15 protein-coding genes are annotated in these 18,971 nt (G+C 62.8%); 7 read left to right on the top strand and 8 right to left on the bottom strand.

What is annotated here, in order from left to right:
* Nucleotides 1-226: 226 nt before the first annotated feature.
* Nucleotides 227-3,652, bottom strand: coding sequence for a tetratricopeptide repeat protein (locus I6F12_RS26320; RefSeq protein WP_225157552.1), 3,426 nt, complete (start codon nt 3,650-3,652; stop codon nt 227-229).
* Nucleotides 3,653-4,020: 368 nt separating this feature from the next.
* Nucleotides 4,021-4,608: a PadR family transcriptional regulator gene (locus I6F12_RS26315; protein WP_225157551.1), complete on the bottom strand. Its 588-nt coding sequence runs from the start codon at nt 4,606-4,608 to the stop codon at nt 4,021-4,023.
* A 195-nt stretch (nt 4,609-4,803) separates the two neighbouring features.
* Here I6F12_RS26315 and I6F12_RS26310 point away from each other — a divergent pair, with 195 nt between their 5' ends.
* The 4 genes from I6F12_RS26310 to I6F12_RS26295 are packed head-to-tail and all read left to right on the top strand — an operon-like array spanning nt 4,804 to nt 10,517.
* Complete coding sequence (locus tag I6F12_RS26310) at nt 4,804-5,190, top strand: nuclear transport factor 2 family protein (protein ID WP_036020541.1); 387 nt, start codon at nt 4,804-4,806, stop codon at nt 5,188-5,190.
* A gap of 39 nt (nt 5,191-5,229) precedes the next feature.
* Complete coding sequence (locus I6F12_RS26305) at nt 5,230-7,020, top strand: acyl-CoA dehydrogenase C-terminal domain-containing protein (RefSeq protein ID WP_036042688.1); 1,791 nt, start codon at nt 5,230-5,232, stop codon at nt 7,018-7,020.
* A 55-nt stretch (nt 7,021-7,075) separates the two neighbouring features.
* Nucleotides 7,076-8,284, top strand: a complete 1,209-nt coding sequence (locus tag I6F12_RS26300; protein ID WP_109142204.1) for an acetyl-CoA C-acetyltransferase — start codon at nt 7,076-7,078, stop codon at nt 8,282-8,284.
* Between the two features lie 19 nt (nt 8,285-8,303).
* The gene (locus tag I6F12_RS26295) at nt 8,304-10,517 is read left to right on the top strand and encodes an FAD-dependent oxidoreductase (RefSeq protein WP_225157550.1); all 2,214 of its coding nucleotides are present in this window, start codon (nt 8,304-8,306) and stop codon (nt 10,515-10,517) included.
* A gap of 50 nt (nt 10,518-10,567) precedes the next feature.
* On the opposite strand, the gene I6F12_RS26290 is transcribed toward I6F12_RS26295, so the two are convergent.
* Nucleotides 10,568-10,912, bottom strand: a complete 345-nt coding sequence (locus I6F12_RS26290) for a hypothetical protein (protein ID WP_225157549.1) — start codon at nt 10,910-10,912, stop codon at nt 10,568-10,570.
* A 374-nt stretch (nt 10,913-11,286) separates the two neighbouring features.
* Complete coding sequence (locus tag I6F12_RS26285) at nt 11,287-11,595, bottom strand: hypothetical protein (protein WP_225113003.1); 309 nt, start codon at nt 11,593-11,595, stop codon at nt 11,287-11,289.
* A gap of 608 nt (nt 11,596-12,203) precedes the next feature.
* Between I6F12_RS26285 and I6F12_RS26280 the strand changes: the two genes are divergently transcribed.
* The 3 genes from I6F12_RS26280 (at nt 12,204) to I6F12_RS26270 (ending at nt 14,848) form a co-directional block, all read left to right on the top strand.
* Nucleotides 12,204-12,698: a MarR family winged helix-turn-helix transcriptional regulator gene (locus I6F12_RS26280; protein WP_035996519.1), complete on the top strand. Its 495-nt coding sequence runs from the start codon at nt 12,204-12,206 to the stop codon at nt 12,696-12,698.
* A 99-nt stretch (nt 12,699-12,797) separates the two neighbouring features.
* The gene (locus I6F12_RS26275) at nt 12,798-14,168 is read left to right on the top strand and encodes a glutamate--cysteine ligase (protein WP_225157548.1); all 1,371 of its coding nucleotides are present in this window, start codon (nt 12,798-12,800) and stop codon (nt 14,166-14,168) included.
* 113 nt (nt 14,169-14,281) lie between these two features.
* Entirely contained in the window at nt 14,282-14,848 is a 567-nt protein-coding gene (locus I6F12_RS26270) for a PAN domain-containing protein (RefSeq protein ID WP_225157547.1), read from the top strand.
* A gap of 20 nt (nt 14,849-14,868) precedes the next feature.
* Here I6F12_RS26270 and I6F12_RS26265 read toward each other — a convergent pair whose 3' ends face one another.
* From I6F12_RS26265 to I6F12_RS26250, 4 genes are read right to left on the bottom strand one after another with little or no spacing between them, the layout of a single operon-like run.
* Nucleotides 14,869-15,663: an exodeoxyribonuclease III gene (locus tag I6F12_RS26265; protein ID WP_225157546.1), complete on the bottom strand. Its 795-nt coding sequence runs from the start codon at nt 15,661-15,663 to the stop codon at nt 14,869-14,871.
* Complete coding sequence (locus I6F12_RS26260) at nt 15,663-16,913, bottom strand: hypothetical protein (RefSeq protein ID WP_225157545.1); 1,251 nt, start codon at nt 16,911-16,913, stop codon at nt 15,663-15,665. The genes I6F12_RS26265 and I6F12_RS26260 overlap by 1 nt, the downstream gene beginning before the upstream one ends.
* Nucleotides 16,910-17,761 (bottom strand): hypothetical protein, encoded by an 852-nt coding sequence (locus I6F12_RS26255; protein WP_225157544.1) that lies wholly within the window; start codon nt 17,759-17,761, stop codon nt 16,910-16,912. Before I6F12_RS26255 ends, I6F12_RS26260 begins: the two co-directional genes overlap by 4 nt.
* Nucleotides 17,748-18,884 (bottom strand): radical SAM protein, encoded by a 1,137-nt coding sequence (locus tag I6F12_RS26250; protein ID WP_225157543.1) that lies wholly within the window; start codon nt 18,882-18,884, stop codon nt 17,748-17,750. Before I6F12_RS26250 ends, I6F12_RS26255 begins: the two co-directional genes overlap by 14 nt.
* Between the last annotated feature and the right edge of the window lie 87 nt (nt 18,885-18,971).

Below are 18,971 nucleotides of genomic sequence, written 5' to 3'. Positions count from 1 at the left end.
CTTCGAGACGCCCGCTTTGGGCGGGCTCCTCAGGATGAGGGCGGAGTGCGCGGCAGCGGTTTCAACGAGCACTGATGCTGATTAGCCTCATCCTGAGGAGGCGCGTTAGCGCCGTCTCGAAGGACGAGGCGTGCGCGCAGCTCGCCGCCACAAGTCATATGCGCTAGCCATGCGCTTGCGGGGGAGGGTTGGGAGTGTCTCCGCGTCGGATCGAATGCGATGCGGCTCAATGCGCCGCTGAGGCCGAGCGTTTCGTCGCCACTTGCTTGGGGGCCGGCTTCGCGCTGGCCTGCGGTGCGCTGTCCCAGCCGCCGTTCGGGGTCGCAACGTTGACGGCATCGTCGGGCTGCGGCTCGGCGCTGAAGGTCTGGATCGCGAGCTTGGCGGCCGCCAGCGATTGCGGGTCGAGGCGCTTGGCGACGTCGTCGCGCTTGCCGGCGGCATCCGCATCGCCCTGGGCAGCTGCCAGGTTGAACCATTTGTAGGATTCGGCGAGGTTCTGCTCGACGCCGATGCCGCGGGCATAGAGGATGCCGAGGTTGAACTGGCTGTCGGCGACGCCGCGATCGGCAGCTTTCCGGAACCACTGCGCCGCGCTCTTGTAATTGGCGCCGCGACCGCCGCCGTCGGCATCGAGCACGGCGAGATTGTGCATCGCCTTGGCGTTGCCGCGCTCGGCGGCCTGGGTGTAGTAGCGGCGCGCGATGTCGGCGTCCTTCTTCACCCCTAGGCCCTTTTCGTAGAGCGTGCCGAGGCGGAAGATTGCGGGAATGACCCCGGCCTGCGCCGCGCGGTCGTACCACTTCGCCGCTTCGTCGTAATTCGTGGCGACGCCCTTGCCTTCGGCAAAGCGCACGCCGATCTCGTAGGCGGCGGTCGCATCGCCCTTCATGGCCGCGGTGCGCAAGGCCGGGCCGCCGATGCCGTCAGGCAGCTTCTCGCTCGGCGGCACCTGAACGACGCCGAGCTTGGCGCGACTCGTGCCCGACAGCGCGCCGGTGACGTCGCTTGAGGCCGGCGGCATCGCCGCGGCAGGCGCTTGCGGGATCTCAACGGAGGCCGAGCCGCCGGAACCGGGAAGAGGCGCCGGCGCGGCATTGTTCTGCGACTGCCGTCCGATCGGTGTCGGCGACGTCATCGACGGGGTGATCTGCTCGGGCGCGGCTGGCTTGGTCTCGACCGGCGGCGGCGCCGGCTGCGGTGCCGGCTCGCTCGGGATGTTTTGCATCGCCTGCGGCGTCGGTGACGAGCTGCCGCCTTCGAGCAGGTTCATCGCCATCTTGAAGGTGCCGAGCACGATCACGACCACGCTCGCGCCGACCAGCAGCGAGCGGATCTTCGAGGTGATGGTCGAGCCGCCTTCCTGGCCCTTCTCCTTGGCGCGGGCGATCGCGGCCTTGGCGCCGCGGGCCGGCTTCTCGGGCGGCTGTGCGGCGGCGGCTTGCGCCGCGCGGCGGGCGGCGGCGATGAAGCTCGACGACGACACCGGCTCCTTCGGCGCGGCGGCAATTCCGCTGATCGCGTCCTCGGAGGCGGCGATGCGCTCCGACGGCGTGGCGAGGCGTCCGCCCGGCCGTGTGCCCGGCTCGAGCGGGTGATCCGGCGGCAGTTCCGGCGCGAGTGCAGCGCGCGCCGTGTGCGGCTCCAGGATCTCGCTGATCGCGCGCGGGGGAACCGGCGGCGCCGCCGGCACGGGCGGCGGCGCGGCGGGGGTGGCGGCGTGGAACTCGCGCGGTGCGGCGACGAAGGCAGCCGGCGGCGCCTGCGCGGCAGCTGGATTGGGCAGCTCGGGCTTCGGATCGTATTTCGGCGGCTGTGCTGGCGGTTGCGGCCGCGGCTCGCGCGCCATCGGCGCCGGCTCCATCGCCGCCGCCATCGGCATCGACATCGTCTGTGGGGCGGGGGGAGGCGGCGCGGTGCGCACCGCGCGCAGATCGCCCTCGATCATCGAGAGGCGATCGACGACGTGACCAAGCGCGCTGTGGACGGCCTCGAGCGAGTCCTGGGTGTGCCGGTTGGTCTCGGCCTGACTGAAGCGGATGTCGGAGAGCTCGCGCTTGACGAGGTCGACCATGCCGGAATCGGGCGGCGGCGCGGAGCTGCGGCTCTCGGCGAGGGCCGCATAGGTCGCCTGCTGCCGTTCCAGGTGCCTGAGGATGTCGTGCAGCCCGTCCTCGACGCGGCTCAAATTGCCGTTGCGCGGATCGGCGGCGGCCTCGATCCGCTCCAGGAGATAGGAAACACGCTGCTCGAGATGGGCGAAGGTCGAGGCGGAATCGTTGCCGACCTGCATGCGGTCGAAACGGTCCGACAGCGCGCGGATCGCAGCTTCGAGATGCTCGGTGCTCTCGGACGGCTGCGGCCGCTCGCGGGTTTCCAGCGCCGCCGTGAGCGCCGCGATGCGCTGCTCCAGCGCCGCGAAGCTGTCGCCATGGCCGGAGGCGCGGGTGATCTGGTCGACCTTGGACGACAGCAGCTGTACGTCTTCGGATAGCCGTGCCAGCGCCTCGTTGGAGGCGACGTTGGAGACGATGGCGCGCAGCGCGGAGATCGCGCCTTCGAGCTGCTGCACGGTCGAGGGATCGTCATTGGCGCGCAGGATCAGGTCGAGCTTGGCGCCGAGATTGCGGATCGCCTCGTCGTATCCGGTGAGCTGCTCGGCCGGCGTCAGCGTGCGCAGTACCTGCTTGATGTCGGACAGTGCGCGCTCGATGCCGGCAAGAACCTGCCCGTCGGTGCCGTTGGAGCGGGTCTCGTCGATCCGGCGGTGCAGCGAGCGGATCTCGTTCTCGATCGATTCGATCGCGCGCCGCGGCATCGCCTCGGTGATGGCGGCGCGGATTTCGGCCAGCTCGCTGCGGAAGGCGTTGATGGCCTGCTCGGTATTGTCGGGCCGCTGCAGCGATTCGATCTGGCTCGTGATCTTGAGCAGATGGCGCTCGAGCGCGGAGAAATCCGGCCCCGGCGGCGGTGGCGGCGCATAGGCAGGGGCGTCCGGTGCCATCGGCGGCGCGTAAGGAGCCGTTGGCGCAAGCGGCGGGGCGGCACGCGGCGGCATTTGCCGTGGTGCAAAGCCGTCGAGCTCGCTCTGGCGCGCGGTGATCTCGGCGACCGCGACGTCGAACGAAGCCGGGCTCAGGGGTGGCGAGCCGCGATAGACCTGCGCGGCGGCGCGCTCGACGGCATCGGCCTGGCGCTGGCGCGTCTCGGCCGGGGTGGGGCGAGGGGCCTGCGGCTGCGGCGGTTGCCGCTGTGGGCGGGAGATCTGCGACAGGCGCGCGTCGAGCCGCGAGATCGCATCGTTGAGCTGGCGCGCGACGCCCTGCTCGCGCGAGACGTCTGGTCTTGAGGCGTCTTGTCTTGAGGCTTCTTGGCGCGGGGCGGGTTTTGATATCCGCTCGATCTGCTGGGTGATCGCGTCGAGCCGCTGGTGGATGTCGGCGACTTCGCGGCTCTCCTGACTCGGTCCTTGGCTCGGCACGTGCTGCGGACGCTGATCGTAGGATCCGCGGAAATTAGGCGGGGCAGTTTCGCCGAGCGTGGAGTTCAGCCAATCGTTGAGCGACATGCCGGCACGGCGCGCAGCAGCCTCGGCCCGCTCCCGGACGGATGGATCGATGCCGTCGACACTCCACGATACGCGCGAATTCATGACTCTGTCCGGTTCCGACTTCGGCACCCCACCCCGGCGCCTCCAGCTTCCCCACGCGTGCCGGTTGCAAAGACAATCGAATTTGGCGCGGGTCGTCTGCCTCGAAAACCGACTTTTTCCTGTTACGGTAAATAACGAGTTAAGGAATGCGGCGTGGCTGTCTTAAAGTTGGGCGGCGGGAACTGGGGGCGGTGTTGTGTCGCGCATCCGGCCCCGAAACAAACCGGTGTCATGCCCCGCGAAGGCGGGGCATCCAGTACGCCGCGGCTCCTCGGTTCTAGCCGCGCCGTCTCTGGAATACTGGATCGCCAGCCTTCGCGGGCGATGACAGCGGGGAGGCGGAAAGGGCTCGCGTAACGTCGGCGCCCTCAGCCCTTCTCGCGCTTGCCATCCTCGATCGGCACCACCGTCGCCTTGCCGCTCATCGCCGACAGCGCTTCCAGCGCCTCCTCGCAGAAATCGGCCACCATCCGCTCGTGGCGGGCGCCGAGCTGGAGCAGCAGCAGATTGCCGAGATCGAGCCGTCCCTCCGCCGTGCCGTCGGGAAAGCGCTTCTTCAGGATGCGCTCGTAATTGGCGTGGCGGTCGCGGTGGTGCTCCAGGCGGGCCATCAGGTCGGTGCGCATGGGCTCGATGTCGATGCTGTCGAGCGCATGCAGCCGCACCAGGAGGTCGTCCTTGATCGAGGGCGGCGTGCTTGGCCGCGCGGCCCAGTGCCGCAGTGCTGTTCGGCCCTCGGGAGTCAGCGTATAGATCAGTTTATTGGGCTTGCCCGACTGCACGACCTCGCGGCCCTGGATGTAGCCGCGGTCCCGCAGCTTGGAGAGCTCGCGGTAGATCTGCTGATGGTCGGCCTTCCAGAAGAAGCCGATCGAGGAATCGAACGTCTTGGCGAGTTCGTAGCCCGTCATCGGGCGTTCCGTCAGGCATGCGAGGATTGCGTCGCCCAGTGCCATGATCGGCCCCCTTCTTTAGGTTTGACCAAGCTGCTTGACTTTATGCGCATCGGCGCATATGCGTCAATGTGCATATGAGGCAGCGTGCAGGCGGGCCACAGGCCCGGCTGAATAATCAAGTGAAATCAATCTCCTCGCTACTGTGCATGGGGTTGTTTTCGCACTTTTGCCCTTAGCCTAGGGAGGCACCTGAGAATGACCGGCCTCGATTCCTGGTACGCCTACATGAAGTCTCACGACCGCACCGCGCTCTGGGACCTCCTGCATCCCGACGCCGTGTTCGAAAGCCCGGTCGTGCATACGCCGCAGCGCGGCCGCGACATCACCTTCAAATACCTCTCCAGCGCCGAGAAGGTGCTCGGCGGCCCCGGCTTCACCTATGTCGGCGAGTGGCGCAGCGACAATGGCGCGGTGCTCGAATTCAAGAATGTCATCGACGGCATCGAGATCAACGGCGTCGACATCATCAGCTTCGATAGCGAGGGGCGCATCACCCACTTCAAGGTGATGGTGCGTCCGCTCAAGGCGATCAACATGCTGCACCGCCTGATGGCGGAGCAGCTTGCCGCCGCCCAATCATAAGCCCAACATCCTCCTCAAGCCCCATGCCGGGAGACCACTATGCCGATCTATAAAGCCCCCGTCGAAGACGTGAACTTCCTGCTCAACGACGTCTTCCAGATCGATCGCTACGACAATCTCGCCGGCTTCTCCGATGCGTCGAGCGACGTGCGCGAGGCCATCCTCGGCGAAGCCGCCAAGCTCGCCGAAGAGGTGCTGCAGCCGCTCAACCGCGTCGGCGATCTCGAAGGCTGCAAGCGCGCGGATGACGGCAGCGTCACCACGCCGAAGGGGTTCAAGGAGGCGTTCAAGCAGGTCGCCGAGGGCGGCTGGCTCGGCCTGTCGGCGCCGACCGAATATGGCGGCCAGGGCCTGCCGGTGACCCTGAGCCAGGCGGTCAATGAATTCCAGATCTCCGCCAACATGGCGTTCTCGATGTATGGCGGCCTCACCATGGGCGCGACCGCGGCGCTCTTGGTGCACGGCACGCCCGAGCAGAAGAAGACCTACGTGCCGAAGATGGTGGCCGGCGAATGGACCGGCACCATGAACCTCACCGAGCCGCATTGCGGCACCGATCTCGGCATGCTCCGCACCAAGGCAGTGCGGCAGGCGGACGGCAGCTTCAAGATCACGGGCACCAAGATCTTCATCTCGGCCGGTGAGCACGATCTCGCCGACAACATCATCCATCTCGTGCTCGCCCGCATCGAGGGCGCGCCGGCCGGCATCAAGGGCGTGTCGCTGTTCGTGGTGCCGAAGTTCCTGGTCAATGCCGACGGTTCGGTGGGCGCGCGCAACGGCGTCGTCTGTGGCTCGATCGAGCACAAGATGGGCATCCACGGCAATTCGACCTGCGTGATGAACTACGACAACGCCACCGGCTGGCTGATCGGCGAAGAGAACAAGGGCATGCAGGGCATGTTCGTGATGATGAACGAGGCCCGGCTCGGCGTCGCCGTGCAGGGCCTCGCGCAGTCCGAGGTCGCCTATCAGAACGCGGTCGCCTATGCCCGCGAGCGCATCCAGGGCCGCGCGCTCACCGGCGCCAAGGCGCCGGACAAGCAAGCCGACCCGATCATCGTGCATCCCGACGTGCGCCGCACGCTGCTCTCGATCCGCGCGTTCAACGAGGCTGCGCGCGCTTTCGTGATGTGGACCGCGCTGAAGAGCGACGTCGCCCATCGCTCCGAAGACCCCAAGGACCGCCAGGCCGCCGACGATCACATGGGCCTGATGACGCCGGTGCTGAAGGGCTTCCTCACTGACTATGGTTTCGCCAACGCGGTGCAGGCGCAGCAGATGTATGGCGGCCACGGCTACATCGCCGAGCAGGGCATGGAACAGTTCGTGCGCGATGCGCGCATCGCCATGATCTATGAAGGCGCCAACGGCATCCAGGCGCTCGACCTCGTCGGTCGCAAGCTGCCGCGCGACGGCGGACGCGCCATCATGGCCTTCTTCGGCGAGGTCATGGCGTTTGCCAAGGAGAACGGCGGCGACGAGGCGCTGAAGCCCTTCATCACGCCGCTCTCGACCTCGCTCGGCCATCTGCAGCAGGCGACGACTTGGCTGATGCAGAACGCGATGGCTAAGCCCGACAATGCCGGTGCCGCCGCAACCGATTACCTGCATCTCTTCGGCTTCGTCGCGCTCGGCTACATGTGGGCGCGGATGGCCAAGGTGACGAATGCCAAGATTGCCGAGAGCGGGGCGACGCCCTATCTCTCCACAAAACTCGTCACCGGCCGCTTCTTCATGGAGCGGATGCTGCCGGAGACCGCCGCCAATCTCGCGCGCATCCAGGCCGGCTGCGCCACCATCATGGAACTGCCGGCGGAAGCTTTCTGAGCCTGCTTCCGCTGCCTGCTCCCAATCGTACCGAACATCACATCAGGAGGGCGTCATGCCTGAGGCATTCATCTACGACCACGTTCGCACCCCGCGCGGCCGCGGCAAGGCGGACGGCGCGCTGCACGAAGTCACCGCCCTCGCGCTTGCGACCGTGCCGCTGAAGGCGCTGAAGGACCGCAACAACCTGCCCGAGGATTCGGTCGATGACGTCGTGCTCGGCGTGGTCGATCCGGTTGGCGAAGCCGGCTCCGACATCGCGCGCTTCGCGGCGCTGAAGGCCGGCCTCGGCGAGGCCGTCCCGGGCGTGCAGATCAGCCGCTTCTGCGCCTCCGGCCTCGATGCCGTGAACTTCGCCGCAGCGCAGATCATGAGCGGCCAGCATGAGCTCGTGATCGGCGGCGGCGCCGAGTCGATGAGCCGCGTCGGCATCGGCGCCTCCGGCGGGGCCTGGCCGATGGATCCCTCGATGGCGGTGCCGGCCTATTTCATGCCGCAGGGCGTGTCGGCCGACCTGATCGCCACCAAGTACGGCTTCTCGCGCGACGACGTCGACGCCTATGCCGTGCAGAGCCAGCAGCGCGCCGGCAAGGCCTGGGACGAAGGCCGCTTCAACAAATCCGTGGTGCCGGTGAAGGACATCAACGGCCTCACCATCCTCGCCAAGGACGAGCACATGCGCCCCTCGACGACGATGCAGTCGCTGGCGCAGCTGCAGCCGTCGTTCACGATGATGGCGCAGATGGGCGGCTTCGACGGCGTCGCGGTGCAGTCGCATCCGGAGATCGAGCGCGTCAATTACGTGCACCACGCCGGCAATTCCTCGGGCATCGTCGACGGCGCCGGCGCCGTGCTGCTCGGCAGCAAGGAAGCTGGCAGCAAGTACGGCCTGAAGCCGCGCGCCAAGATCCGCGCATTCGCCAACATCGGCTCGGAGCCGGCGATGATGCTGACCGGTCCGGTCGACGTCACCGAGAAGCTGTTCGCGCGCTCCGGCATGAAGAAGTCGGACATCGACCTGTTCGAGCTGAACGAGGCTTTCGCCTCGGTCGTGCTGCGCTACATCCAGGCCTTCGACATCGACAATGCCAAGATCAACGTCAATGGCGGCGCGATCGCGCTCGGTCACCCGCTGGGGGCCACCGGCGCAATGATCCTCGGCACCGTGCTCGACGAGCTCGAGCGCACCAACAAGTCCACCGCCCTGGTCACGCTGTGCATTGGCGGCGGCATGGGCACCGCGACCATCATCGAGCGCGTCTAAGGGTTGAGGAGCAACCAACATGTCGTACAAGAACTTCAAGGTTGAGACCGATTCCGACGGTATTGCGCTCGTCACCTGGGACATCCCAGGCCGCTCCATGAACGTGCTCGACGAGACCTCGACCAACGAGCTCGAGGCGATCGTCAAGGCGACCACGGCGGATGCCGCGGTGAAGGGCGTCGTCATCACCTCGGCCAAGGAAGCGTTCTGCGCCGGCGCCGACCTGTCCATGCTCGAAGGCATGAACCAGGCCTATGCGAAGGTTTTCAAGGAGCAGGGCGAGACCGCGGCGAACCAGATGCTGTTCGACCAGAGCCGGCGCTTCTCGCAGGTGCTGCGCGGAATCGAAACCTCAGGCAAGCCGTGGGCGGCGGCGATCAACGGGCTCGCGCTCGGCGGCGGCTTCGAGATCACGCTGTGCTGCCATTATCGCGTCGCGGCGGAGAATCCCAAGACGCGCCTCGGCCTGCCCGAGGTCAAGGTCGGCCTATTCCCCGGCGCCGGCGGCACGCAGCGCGTGCCGCGCCTGGTGCCGCCGCAGGACGCCATGACCATCCTGCTCAAGGGCGACCCCGTCACGGTCGACAAGGCCAAGGCGCTGAATTTGATTCACGCCATCGTGCCCGCAGCCGACCTCATCAAAGCCGCCAAGGACTGGATCAAGGGCGGCGGCAAGGCCGTCGCGCCGTGGGACGAGAAGGGCTTCAAGCTGCCCGGCGGTCCGGTGTTCTCCAAGGCCGGCATGATGATGTTTCCGGCCGGCAACGCGATCTATCGCCGCGAGACCTACGACAATTACCCGGCCGCGCGGGCGATCATGAGCTGCGTCTATGAAGGCCTGCAGTTGCCGATCGACGCCGCGCTGCGCGTGGAGTCGCGCTACTTCACCTCGGTGCTGCGCTCGAAGGAAGCAGCCGCGATGATCCGCAGCTTGTTCCTGTCGATGCAGGAGCTCAACAAGGGCGCGCGCCGTCCGAAGGATGTGCCCGCGACCAAGGTGAAGAAGATCGCCGTGATCGGCGCCGGCTTCATGGGCGCGAGCGTCGGCTACGTCTCTGCCCGCGCCGGCCTCGACGTCATCCTGATCGACCGCGACCAGGAGAGCGCCGACAAGGGCAAGGCGCATGCGCAGAAGGTGATCGAGGAGCAGATCAAGAAGGGCCGCGCCAAGCCCGCCGACGCCGAAGCGCTGCTCGCGCGCATCACGCCGACCGCGGACTACGCCGCGCTGAAGGACGTCGACCTCGTCATCGAGGCCGTGTTCGAGGACCGCAAGGTCAAGGCGGAGACCTTTGCCAAGGCGCAGCAATATCTGAAGCCGGATGTGATCTTCGCCTCCAACACCTCGACGCTGCCGATCACCTCGCTGGCCGAGAGTTTTAAGGATCAGGGCAAGTTCATCGGCATTCACTTCTTCTCGCCCGTCGAGAAGATGATGCTGGTCGAGATCATCCTCGGCAAGAACACCGGCGACGTCGCGCTCGCGACCGCGCTCGACTACGTCCGCCAGATCGGCAAGACGCCGATCGTGGTCAACGACTCCAGAGGCTTCTTCGCCAATCGCTGCGTCGGCCGCTACGTCGCCGAAGGCAACGAGATGTTCCTGGAGGGCGTGCCGCCCGCCATGATTGAGAACTGCGCCAAGATGGCCGGTATGCCGGTCGGCCCGCTCTCGCTCTCGGACGAGGTCGCGCTCGATCTCGGTCTCAAGATCATGAAGGCGACCGAAGCCGATCTCGGCCCCAACGCGATCAATCCCGAGCAGAAGAAGCTGATGGTGGAGATGGTCGAGAAGCAGGGCCGGCTCGGCCGCAAGAACAGCAAGGGCTTCTACGATTACCCCGAGAAGGGCAAGGGCCAGAAGAGCCTGTGGCCAGGACTCTCGGCCTTGCAGCCGAAGCAACTCGATCCCGATACGCTCGATATCGAGGAGCTGAAGCAGCGCTTCCTGGTGGTGCAGGCGGTGGAAGCGGCGCGCACGGTCGAAGATCACGTCATCACCGATCCGCGCGAGGCCGATGTCGGCTCGATACTCGGCTTCGGCTTCGCGCCGTTCACCGGGGGCACGCTGTCCTACATCGACTTCATGGGCACGAAGAAGTTCGTCGAGCTCTGCCACAAGCTGGAGGCGAAATACGGCTCGCGCTTCACCCCGCCGAAGCTCTTGGAAGAGATGGCCGCGAAGGGCGAGACCTTCTACGGCCGCTTCGCGCCGAAGAAGGCGGCGGCCTGACGGAAGAGGTTACGCAGAAACAAAAGGCCGGATCGTCGATCCGGCCTTTTTCATTTTCCGTCGCCGAACGGCGAGAAGGCGCGCCCTCCGACGACATCGTCGTCGAGACGGGCCTTCCAGCTGCCTTCGTCGCCGCGGCCAATGCGCACCTCGAAACGCCAGCCATTCTGGTTGGTGAAGGCGACGTCCGCGCCGCTCTTCGTCCTGGCGTAGCGGCAGGGATATTCGGTCGGTCGGTTCGGAAAGACGATCTTTCCTTCCCTGCTCTCGAACACGGAAGAGGTGATCTGCGGATGGATCATGAAGATGCAATTGCGTTCCGGCGCGACCGGCGTCGAGAGCCCGAGCATCGCCAGCGGCGCGCCGGCGGCGGTCATGAGGACGATCAAGTTCATGGAGGCAATTGTCTCCTGGAGATGCTCCTTCGACGTCGCCGCGGACCAGATGGTTCACAAAAGGAAGGGCTGGATCATCGCTTGGGCGCTCTGCCTTGAGCCTTGTCACATCGATTGATGCGCTTTCGTCTCACCCCAGCACCCAATCCATCCACCCCGGCCACGCTCGCTTCGCCCTGGCACCGCTCTTGCTGATGATCCACCGGATGGCCCATCGACATTGAAGGTGTCCCGCAATGATCCCCACGGTGTCTCAAGACAGCGCAGCCGGCGTTGCGGTAAGATACGCCCCCTTGTTGCTGCTGGATCGGCCGTGGCGCCGCCGCAGGCTCCTCCGGTGGCGCAGAAAAATTCCTTCGTGGTTTGGCCTGGTCTTACTCGTCCTCGTCTTTGATGTTGCGCTGGCCGTGCTTGCCTGGTTCGCCGTCGATCTCGTCCTGTACTGAAAGCTCACCTCTGTGCACGTAGAACGTCGCCGCCAAATAGGCGACCTGGCCGGCAATCAGGCAGCCGACGACGATTGGAACGCCCGTCCAGAATCCAAAGCCCGAGGTCTGAAGCACCGTCGCGGCAAGGATCGCAGTCGCCGGCGAGACCAGCAATAGAGTCCAGACTCGGAAGAATAGACCCGTCGCCAAGCCGGTGATTGCGCTCGCGAGCAGGAGGAGGATTACAGTCGTCACAATAGCTTTCCGGTCCGACGGTTAGCGTCCTGTCCCGCGCTGAAGTTGAGGCACAGGAGGATTGCTCTCACAAGGATGGCGACGTCCGCGGAGCGCAAAAGGCGGAGTTATTGTTAACCCGGACAATGCTCGTAAAATCCCCGTCAGCGCATCGCGAATCATCGGATTTGCGAATGACGCAAGCAAAGAGCCGAATCATCGGTCCGGCTCTTCGTCGACCCCGCCCGTCACGCTTCGCGAACGGCGGACCAGAGCTGATCGGCGATCATCTGGACAATCACTTGGCCTTCCGTCACGATCTGATTGCCGTCGAGGCCCAGCGCAGGGGCTTGGCCCGAAGGAGGCCCCAACTTCAGATAATCCTCACCATTTCGGGCTTCTTGGCGCCGCTATCGACCTCGACCAGGCCACAGAGCGGGCTGGCCTCCAGGAGCACGAGGCGGGGACGGCGGGCACACACCGGGGAAACCATCCGGTTTCGAGGAATTTCCTTCCCCTGACGCTTGGCTCGGCCGAAAGAACGACTACATGCACCTGCTTGAAATAGTCAAGATTGATGCAGGTGCATCGAATGGAGTAAGAGACGGGCGACGAGCTTGAGCGGGACCATGAAACGCAAACCATCGACCGAGGCAACCGCCGCCTGGATCCGCCTGATGCGGGTGCAGAGCCGCGTGCTCGATTGCGTCGAGCAGGACTTGAAGAAGGCCGGCTTCCCACCGCTGGCCTGGTATGACGCGCTGCTCGAACTGTCGCGGGCGCCCTCGGGCGAGCTGCGGCCGGTCGAGCTCGAGCGGCAGATGCTGATCCCGCAATATTCGACCTCGCGCCTGATCGATCGCCTGGTCGACGAGGGCCTCGCCTCGCGGCGCGAATGCAAGATCGACAAGCGCGGCCAGTTCGTCGAGATCACCGAAGCCGGCCGCGAGCTGCAGAAGCGGATGTGGGGCGCCTATTCGGCCGCGATCGAGAAATATGTCGGTTCGAAACTGTCGGACGCCGACGCCGTCAAGCTCAGCAATCTGCTCGATCGCCTGGGCTGCTCGTGCGGCGAGATGAAACTGCCGCCCGCGGCCGCCAACGAAACCATGCCGTCGCGATGATCGCGCGGCAATCCCGCTCGCCCGTGCAACCGGTGGGTTCGCGGGCCGTCCCTGTCACCCGCGCGCGTTCGGTCGAAGCGCTTTTGATTAGAGTTTGATATGGCGCGAGACCAGATCGACATGACGCCGCTGCAATCACGCGACGAGCTCGTCGCGTGGTTCGAGGCAGGCTGCAAGGACCCGTCCGAGTTCCGCATGGGCACCGAGCACGAGAAAACGCCGTTCACGCTCGACGGCCATCGTCCGGTGCCTTACGAGGGCGCGCGCGGCATCGGCGCGCTGCTCGAAGGCATGAAGCTCCTGCTCGGCTGGGAGCCGATCATGGAGCAGGGCAACATCATCGGCCTCTACGACGTCACCGGCGGCGGCGCCATCTCGCTCGAGCCCGGCGGACAGTTCGAGCTGTCCGGCGCGCCGGTCGAGAACGTGCACCAGACCCAGAGCGAGCTGATGGCGCACTTGGCGCAGGTGCGCGAGATCGCAACCCCGCTCGGCATCGGCTTCCTCGGCCTCGGCATGACGCCGTCCTGGTCGCGCGCCGATATCCCGGTGATGCCCAAGGGCCGCTACAAGATCATGACCAATTACATGCCGAAGGTCGGTCAATACGGCCTCGACATGATGTACCGGACCTGCACGGTGCAGACCAATCTCGACTTCTCCTCCGAAGCCGACATGGTCAAGAAGCTGCGCGTCTCGCTCGCGCTTCAGCCGGTCGCAACTGCGCTGTTTGCCAATTCGCCGTTTACCGAGGGCAGGCCGAACGGCTTCCTCTCGTTCCGGTCCGAAATCTGGCGCGACACCGACAATGCGCGCGCGGGCATGATGCCGTGGGCGTTCGAGGACGGCATGGGGTTCGAGCGCTATGTCGATTATGCGCTGGACGTGCCCATGTATTTCGTCAAGCGCGGCGAGGAGTACATTGACGTCTCGGGCTCCTCGTTCCGCGCCTTCTTCGACGGCCGCAACAACAACCTTCCCGGCGAGCGTCCGACCTTGTCGGACTGGGCCAACCACCTCTCGACGATCTTCCCGGAAGTGCGGCTCAAGCGTTATCTTGAGATGCGCGGCTCCGACGGCGGCCCGTGGGGCCGCTTGCCGGCGTTGCCGGCGTTCTGGGTCGGGCTGCTCTACGACGACGCTTCGCTCGATGCCGCCTGGGACCTGGTGAAGCACTGGACCTCGCATGAGCGCCAGGCGCTGCGCGACGACGTGCCACGCCTCGGCTTCAAGGCGCGGATCAAGGACCGCTATTTGTTCGAGGTCGCCAAGGAATGCCTCGTTCTTGCCCATGCCGGCCTGCGCCGGCGCGGGCGGATCGACCAGCTCGGCCGCGACGAAACACGGCACCTCGAACCGCTCGATCGCATCATCGATTCCGGCCGGACGCCAGCCGAGGAGATGCTGGATAAGTTCAACGGTCCCTGGAAGGGCTCGGTGGAACCAGCTTACGCGGAATACGCGTTCTAGACCTCTGAAGCCGGCCATCCGGGATTCAGCCGTTCATCGCCCATACAGGTTTGTGGCGATCAAATGATCGGCTGGAAAACCTGAGCGTCGTCAATAACTCGAAAGCTATTCCGATGAGGAAGGGCCGCCTGTCCGGGGCCATCATGGCCAGCGCTGCGGCATCCGTCACGCTGCTTTCGCTTGCGTTTGCGAGCGCGCCGGCGCTTGCCCAGACGGCGTTCGACCGGCCCGGCGGCGACTATTTCAGTACGCCCGTCACCTCCGGCGATCCCGAGGATTGCGCGCTTTTGTGCGAGCGCGATCGCCGCTGCCGCTCCTGGAGTTTCAACTATCCCGATGTCGAAGGCGGCTCGGCGGTGTGCTGGCTGAAGAACACCGTGCCGGCCCGCGTGCCGGGAAGTTGCTGCATTTCGGGGGTGCGCGGCGCCGGTGTGATCGAGCCTCGCGTCGAAGGCGTCGAGACGTCGATCGACCGCCCGGGCGGCGACTTGCGCAATTTCGAGCTCAAGGACGGCGAAAGCGTCGAGGCCTGCAAGGCGGCCTGCACCGCCGACAACAAATGCCGCGCCTTCACCTATGCCCGGCCCGGTTACACCGGCCGTGAGGCCCGCTGCTTCCTGAAGAAGGAAATCAAGCCGCCGCGAAGGAAGGCCGGGTTCACGTCGGGCGTGGTGCGGTAGGGCAGCTCTCTGAGCGGCGATTAGCTCCCTGACGGCTCAATCTGGAGAGCGATCGGGAGTAATTCCGCTATTACCGGACAATGATCGGAGCCCTTTTGTTCGGGCATATGGAAGCAGGATTTGAGAGACTGTGTGAGCCTCTTGTCCACGAGGATGTAGTCTAATCGCCATCCGATGTTTCGCTCTCTGACGCCTTTGATCGGACTCCACCAAGTATAGTGGCCGGGCTCCTCGCAAAAGACGCGAAATGCGTCCGAAAAACCACTCTTCAGGAAGGCATCGAGCCAGGACCGCTCCTCAGGGAGAAAGCCGGCGTTCTTCCGATTCGATGCGTAATTAGCTACGTCCCGCTCCTCTAGGGCGACGTTTAGATCTCCGACAACAATTAGCGGTTTACCACGCCTTCTCCGCTCCGCAATGAACTCCTCAAGTCGGCGAAGAAAGTGCAGTTTGAAATCGAGACGAGTAAGTGCTCTGTGGCTGTGGGGCGCGTAAACGTTTACGATCTCAAGGTCGCCTAGCTCCACGAGAAGTACGCGTCCTTCGCGATCAATGTCAGGATCTCCGATCCCCTTTTGAATGGAAATTGGATTGATCCGTGTTGATACGAGGGTCAGAACTCCACTATAGCCCGATCGATCAGCGCCAAACCAGTATGCATTATATCCGGGAAACCAGAGGTTCCCGAGCAAATCTTCTTCTGTTTTCACTTCTTGAAGACAAACAACGTCGCTTTTCGTGGCGCCGAGCCATTCTTGAAAGCCTGCGCGAACACTCGACCTCAAACCGTTTATGTTCCACGTGGCGATCTTCATCAGAAGAAGAATCGATAAATCGAAGTCGAAGACAACAAGGCGATGGAGACCCAGAATGTCACCCAGACTGAGGGCATAGAGTCGATGAGTCGCACGAGAAGTGACGGCGATGCATCGGCATCTCCCGCGTCCACTTCGCCATCACAGAAATAAGGCACCCAAAATCGTTTGCAAAATTCGGCGTTGAGAAAGCTACTGTGCCCGAACTTGGCATGTCTGCGGTCTCTCACGAACGGCCGATTGAACCCAAAACTGCCGGTCGGTCCGTACCTTCTCCCTAGCTTAGCCGCTGCGGCTGGCCAAATATCGCTCGATCCAACCTCGTTCACAATCTCAGAAAATCTGCTCGCCGCTGACGCAAATTCGAACTCTATTGGAAGAATGCTCCCGCATAATACGATCCGACTAAAGTTATGCTCCTCGTTGAGAATAAGCCGTCCAGTTATGAAGGTTCCGAAGCTGTGTGCAAGAATTGACAGATCGGCCTCGGGGAATTTCGCCCGGACAGAACGAACGTCAGACTCCACGCGTCGAATGGTACGTCTCTTCGTAAACTCGAATGGCAATAGAAAGCGAACGACGTCTAGTTTGTTGTAGTTGGTCGGAATCGCGACGAGCCCTGCCCTTTCAAGTGTCTGACGAATAGGACCCTGCCACAGAGCTCGCGTCCGAATGCCATGAATGAGAACGACTACGGTATTCCTCAGACGAAGCTGCCGGATGGTCTGATTGACCTTCTTCATGAGATAGTTGGCGCAATGCCTCGCCAGATCTACCCCGCATCGGCAAGTGTTTGCCTTGAGCGGATCATGAGCCTGGAGGGTGACCGTTTCTACACCGTACTTCTCGCGGATCAGCCTGCAATAGACCTTCCCATCGTCTCCACTGGGTACGCACACGATCATGCGAGCGGCATGGTCTTGAGCGAGTTCCAAGCAGAGAGTCTCAAGATCACTCGACAACGGGAATACGATGATAATATCCGAATCCTGAAAATCAGTTCTTTTCGAGATGGGAACGCTAACGCCAGGCTCTATATGGGTGTTAAATCCGTACGTACAAAGAAAGGCTCCAAGGCCTTCTACGTAAGGGGATAAAGCGTACTCTCCGCCCAAGGTTATGATGCGGACGTTGAACTCGATTCCTCTCTGATCGCGCTGTTCTCTTGCCGCTTGAAATGGACCGTTCGTAAGCAGCGGATCGACTGCTTGCTTCCAGAAGGTGACGAGTCGGTCACGATCAAACGTCATTTTATGGCCTTTAGATATTGATCTCCTTCCGCCGAGATGGAGAGGGTGCCATCACCGGCATCCTTTATGAAACCTATGGCCTTTAGAGCATCTAAGTCAGTCTTAGCTTCGGGATCGAACAGGCGCATCGCATCATCAACGACCTGCTCAGCGGACATCGTATCGCCGGTCGCCAGTTTTCTAAGAATGGTCTGCGCAACTACACCATGGATCTTTGCAGAAAATCTCTTGAAGAGAGCCTCTGGAACATCTTTAGATTCCTCGGCAATTTTTGTGGCTCGGTCCGAAAAAAACTCATTGAGGCCCTCAGACTCTAAGAGCCAGACTCTTTTTACGAGAGGAGTCGAAGATCCCCCCTCGTCCACGTGCTTTTCCTGAAGGAGCACATACTTGTTTCCGAATACGGAGTATTGAATATCAGAAAGAGTCTTGTTGCCGCGTACATCGACAATCGAGTCTCCTATTAGATTGATCGCCGAGAGGCGGTCCGTCCAATTTTTCGATTTCCAAGTCTGTGCCCACTTGTTTATGCCCGTCAGTTGGGGGTAATCGTCTTGTATATTGTAGACGACAATGAAACGGGTCTTTGATCTCTTGGCGAGTTCCGCGCATAGCCTTCTGTGGAATGGGTCGGCGAGTGCACGCATTTCTCCGGTAATGTGGATGCATTGCCCAGGCTGATTTTCCAACAGGGCCGCGAGCAACTGCTCGTTGGCTTTTGCGTGAACAGCTTTGTTGCCAGCGGCGTCAGGCTTGCTGAACGCTAGGCAGCTGAACTCTGGCAGCTGCCCGGAGAAGCCTGCTGCTGTTAGTGTGTTTCTCAGAGCGAGTTCATCATCCTTGTCCAAGCGCACGCTTTTGGCTCTCCAGAGATTGTCGACTGTCCCAGTCTAGCCTTGTTTGCCAAACGTGTTCTTCTTGACCGGGCTTAAAGGAGAAGCAGACGGGAACGAGGTCGCCATACTTCCGATGCCTGCTCCGATTGGTGCAGGGTGTGTGGCGGGTCAAGTCGTGGCCAACCGTCTCATTTCCAGATGAGCGATCCCATTCGATGCGTCCATCGTAGTAACGTGCAACGCCATAACCTGTGCAGATAAGATTGGAGCAGATACGAATTGTGCCATTCGGATGCACCATGACTCGTTCGCCTAGCTTGACCGGGCAGTAGCCGTAGAATTCTGGGTTCCTGGCAAATTCGGATTTGGTCACAAAGCACTGGGGCAGACGCACCGAAATGGCAAACTGCCGCTCCCGCATTTTCCGGGAGACCTCATCGTAAACCGGCATCCACTCGTGCGGCTCTGGTGCGAAGTTTCCGGTCCAGGTATCCATGGGGATACCAACTTTAAAAAGGTCGTGAAAATTGATTTGGTGGACGCCAAGGTCTTCGGCGAAACGTATCATCGTTTCGAGCTTGAGCACGCCGGTCGGGCCCCGATCTAGAAAGAGCTTCTGGACGCAACAGGTGATGGTAACACGATAGCCGACGGAAATTGCCTCGCGAATGGCATCTACTACCCGGATGAATGTGCCCTTGCCGCGAAGCGGATCGTTCGTATCAGGTGAATACCCGTCTAGGCTAAACGCAATCTCATCTAGCTTCTTGAAGCTTGGCTCCCCCAAGAACTGTTTGGTCTTTTGTCCGTTCGTGTCGAGCCGGATGTACTCGTACCCGATTTTCCGTGTGCCCTCGATCAAATCGAGCAGAGGTCTACCGGCTTGACGATGCCCGTAGATCGTGGGCTCGCCGCCAAGAAACGTTACCTTGGACGCGCCAATTCCCCGAAACGTTGTGAGTAGGTCCAGTGCGGTCTCGAGCTCTATCTCCTCGTTTATGAAGTGGGAGATGCTCGGCTTATATATGCACTGCTCGCATTCAAGGTTGCAGCGATCCGTGATGTACATAAAAACTTGATGTAAATTCTTGAAATAACAGGAGAATTCTGGATCTGGCTCGAAAAGTCTTGGCATGAACGAACCTGTTTCGGCGAATCAGTGCTATATTTGGTGCAGAGAAATTGACTGTCTACTAGTTATTGGGCCCCCGAATAGATTGTC

The sequence above is a fragment of the Bradyrhizobium sp. IC4059 genome (assembly GCF_020193615.1).
GTDB lineage: Bacteria > Pseudomonadota > Alphaproteobacteria > Rhizobiales > Xanthobacteraceae > Bradyrhizobium > Bradyrhizobium yuanmingense.
This window is presented reverse-complemented; position numbering and strand designations above follow the sequence as displayed.

Coding starts and splice junctions, on each gene's coding strand:
- I6F12_RS26320 (WP_225157552.1), bottom strand. CDS start 3,652: ATGAATTCGCGCGTATCGTGGAGTGTCGACGGCATCGATCCATCCGTC.
- I6F12_RS26315 (WP_225157551.1), bottom strand. CDS start 4,608: ATGGCACTGGGCGACGCAATCCTCGCATGCCTGACGGAACGCCCGATG.
- I6F12_RS26310 (WP_036020541.1), top strand. CDS start 4,804: ATGACCGGCCTCGATTCCTGGTACGCCTACATGAAGTCTCACGACCGC.
- I6F12_RS26305 (WP_036042688.1), top strand. CDS start 5,230: ATGCCGATCTATAAAGCCCCCGTCGAAGACGTGAACTTCCTGCTCAAC.
- I6F12_RS26300 (WP_109142204.1), top strand. CDS start 7,076: ATGCCTGAGGCATTCATCTACGACCACGTTCGCACCCCGCGCGGCCGC.
- I6F12_RS26295 (WP_225157550.1), top strand. CDS start 8,304: ATGTCGTACAAGAACTTCAAGGTTGAGACCGATTCCGACGGTATTGCG.
- I6F12_RS26290 (WP_225157549.1), bottom strand. CDS start 10,912: ATGAACTTGATCGTCCTCATGACCGCCGCCGGCGCGCCGCTGGCGATG.
- I6F12_RS26280 (WP_035996519.1), top strand. CDS start 12,204: ATGAAACGCAAACCATCGACCGAGGCAACCGCCGCCTGGATCCGCCTG.
- I6F12_RS26275 (WP_225157548.1), top strand. CDS start 12,798: ATGGCGCGAGACCAGATCGACATGACGCCGCTGCAATCACGCGACGAG.
- I6F12_RS26270 (WP_225157547.1), top strand. CDS start 14,282: ATGAGGAAGGGCCGCCTGTCCGGGGCCATCATGGCCAGCGCTGCGGCA.
- I6F12_RS26265 (WP_225157546.1), bottom strand. CDS start 15,663: ATGAAGATCGCCACGTGGAACATAAACGGTTTGAGGTCGAGTGTTCGC.
- I6F12_RS26260 (WP_225157545.1), bottom strand. CDS start 16,913: ATGACGTTTGATCGTGACCGACTCGTCACCTTCTGGAAGCAAGCAGTC.
- I6F12_RS26250 (WP_225157543.1), bottom strand. CDS start 18,884: ATGCCAAGACTTTTCGAGCCAGATCCAGAATTCTCCTGTTATTTCAAG.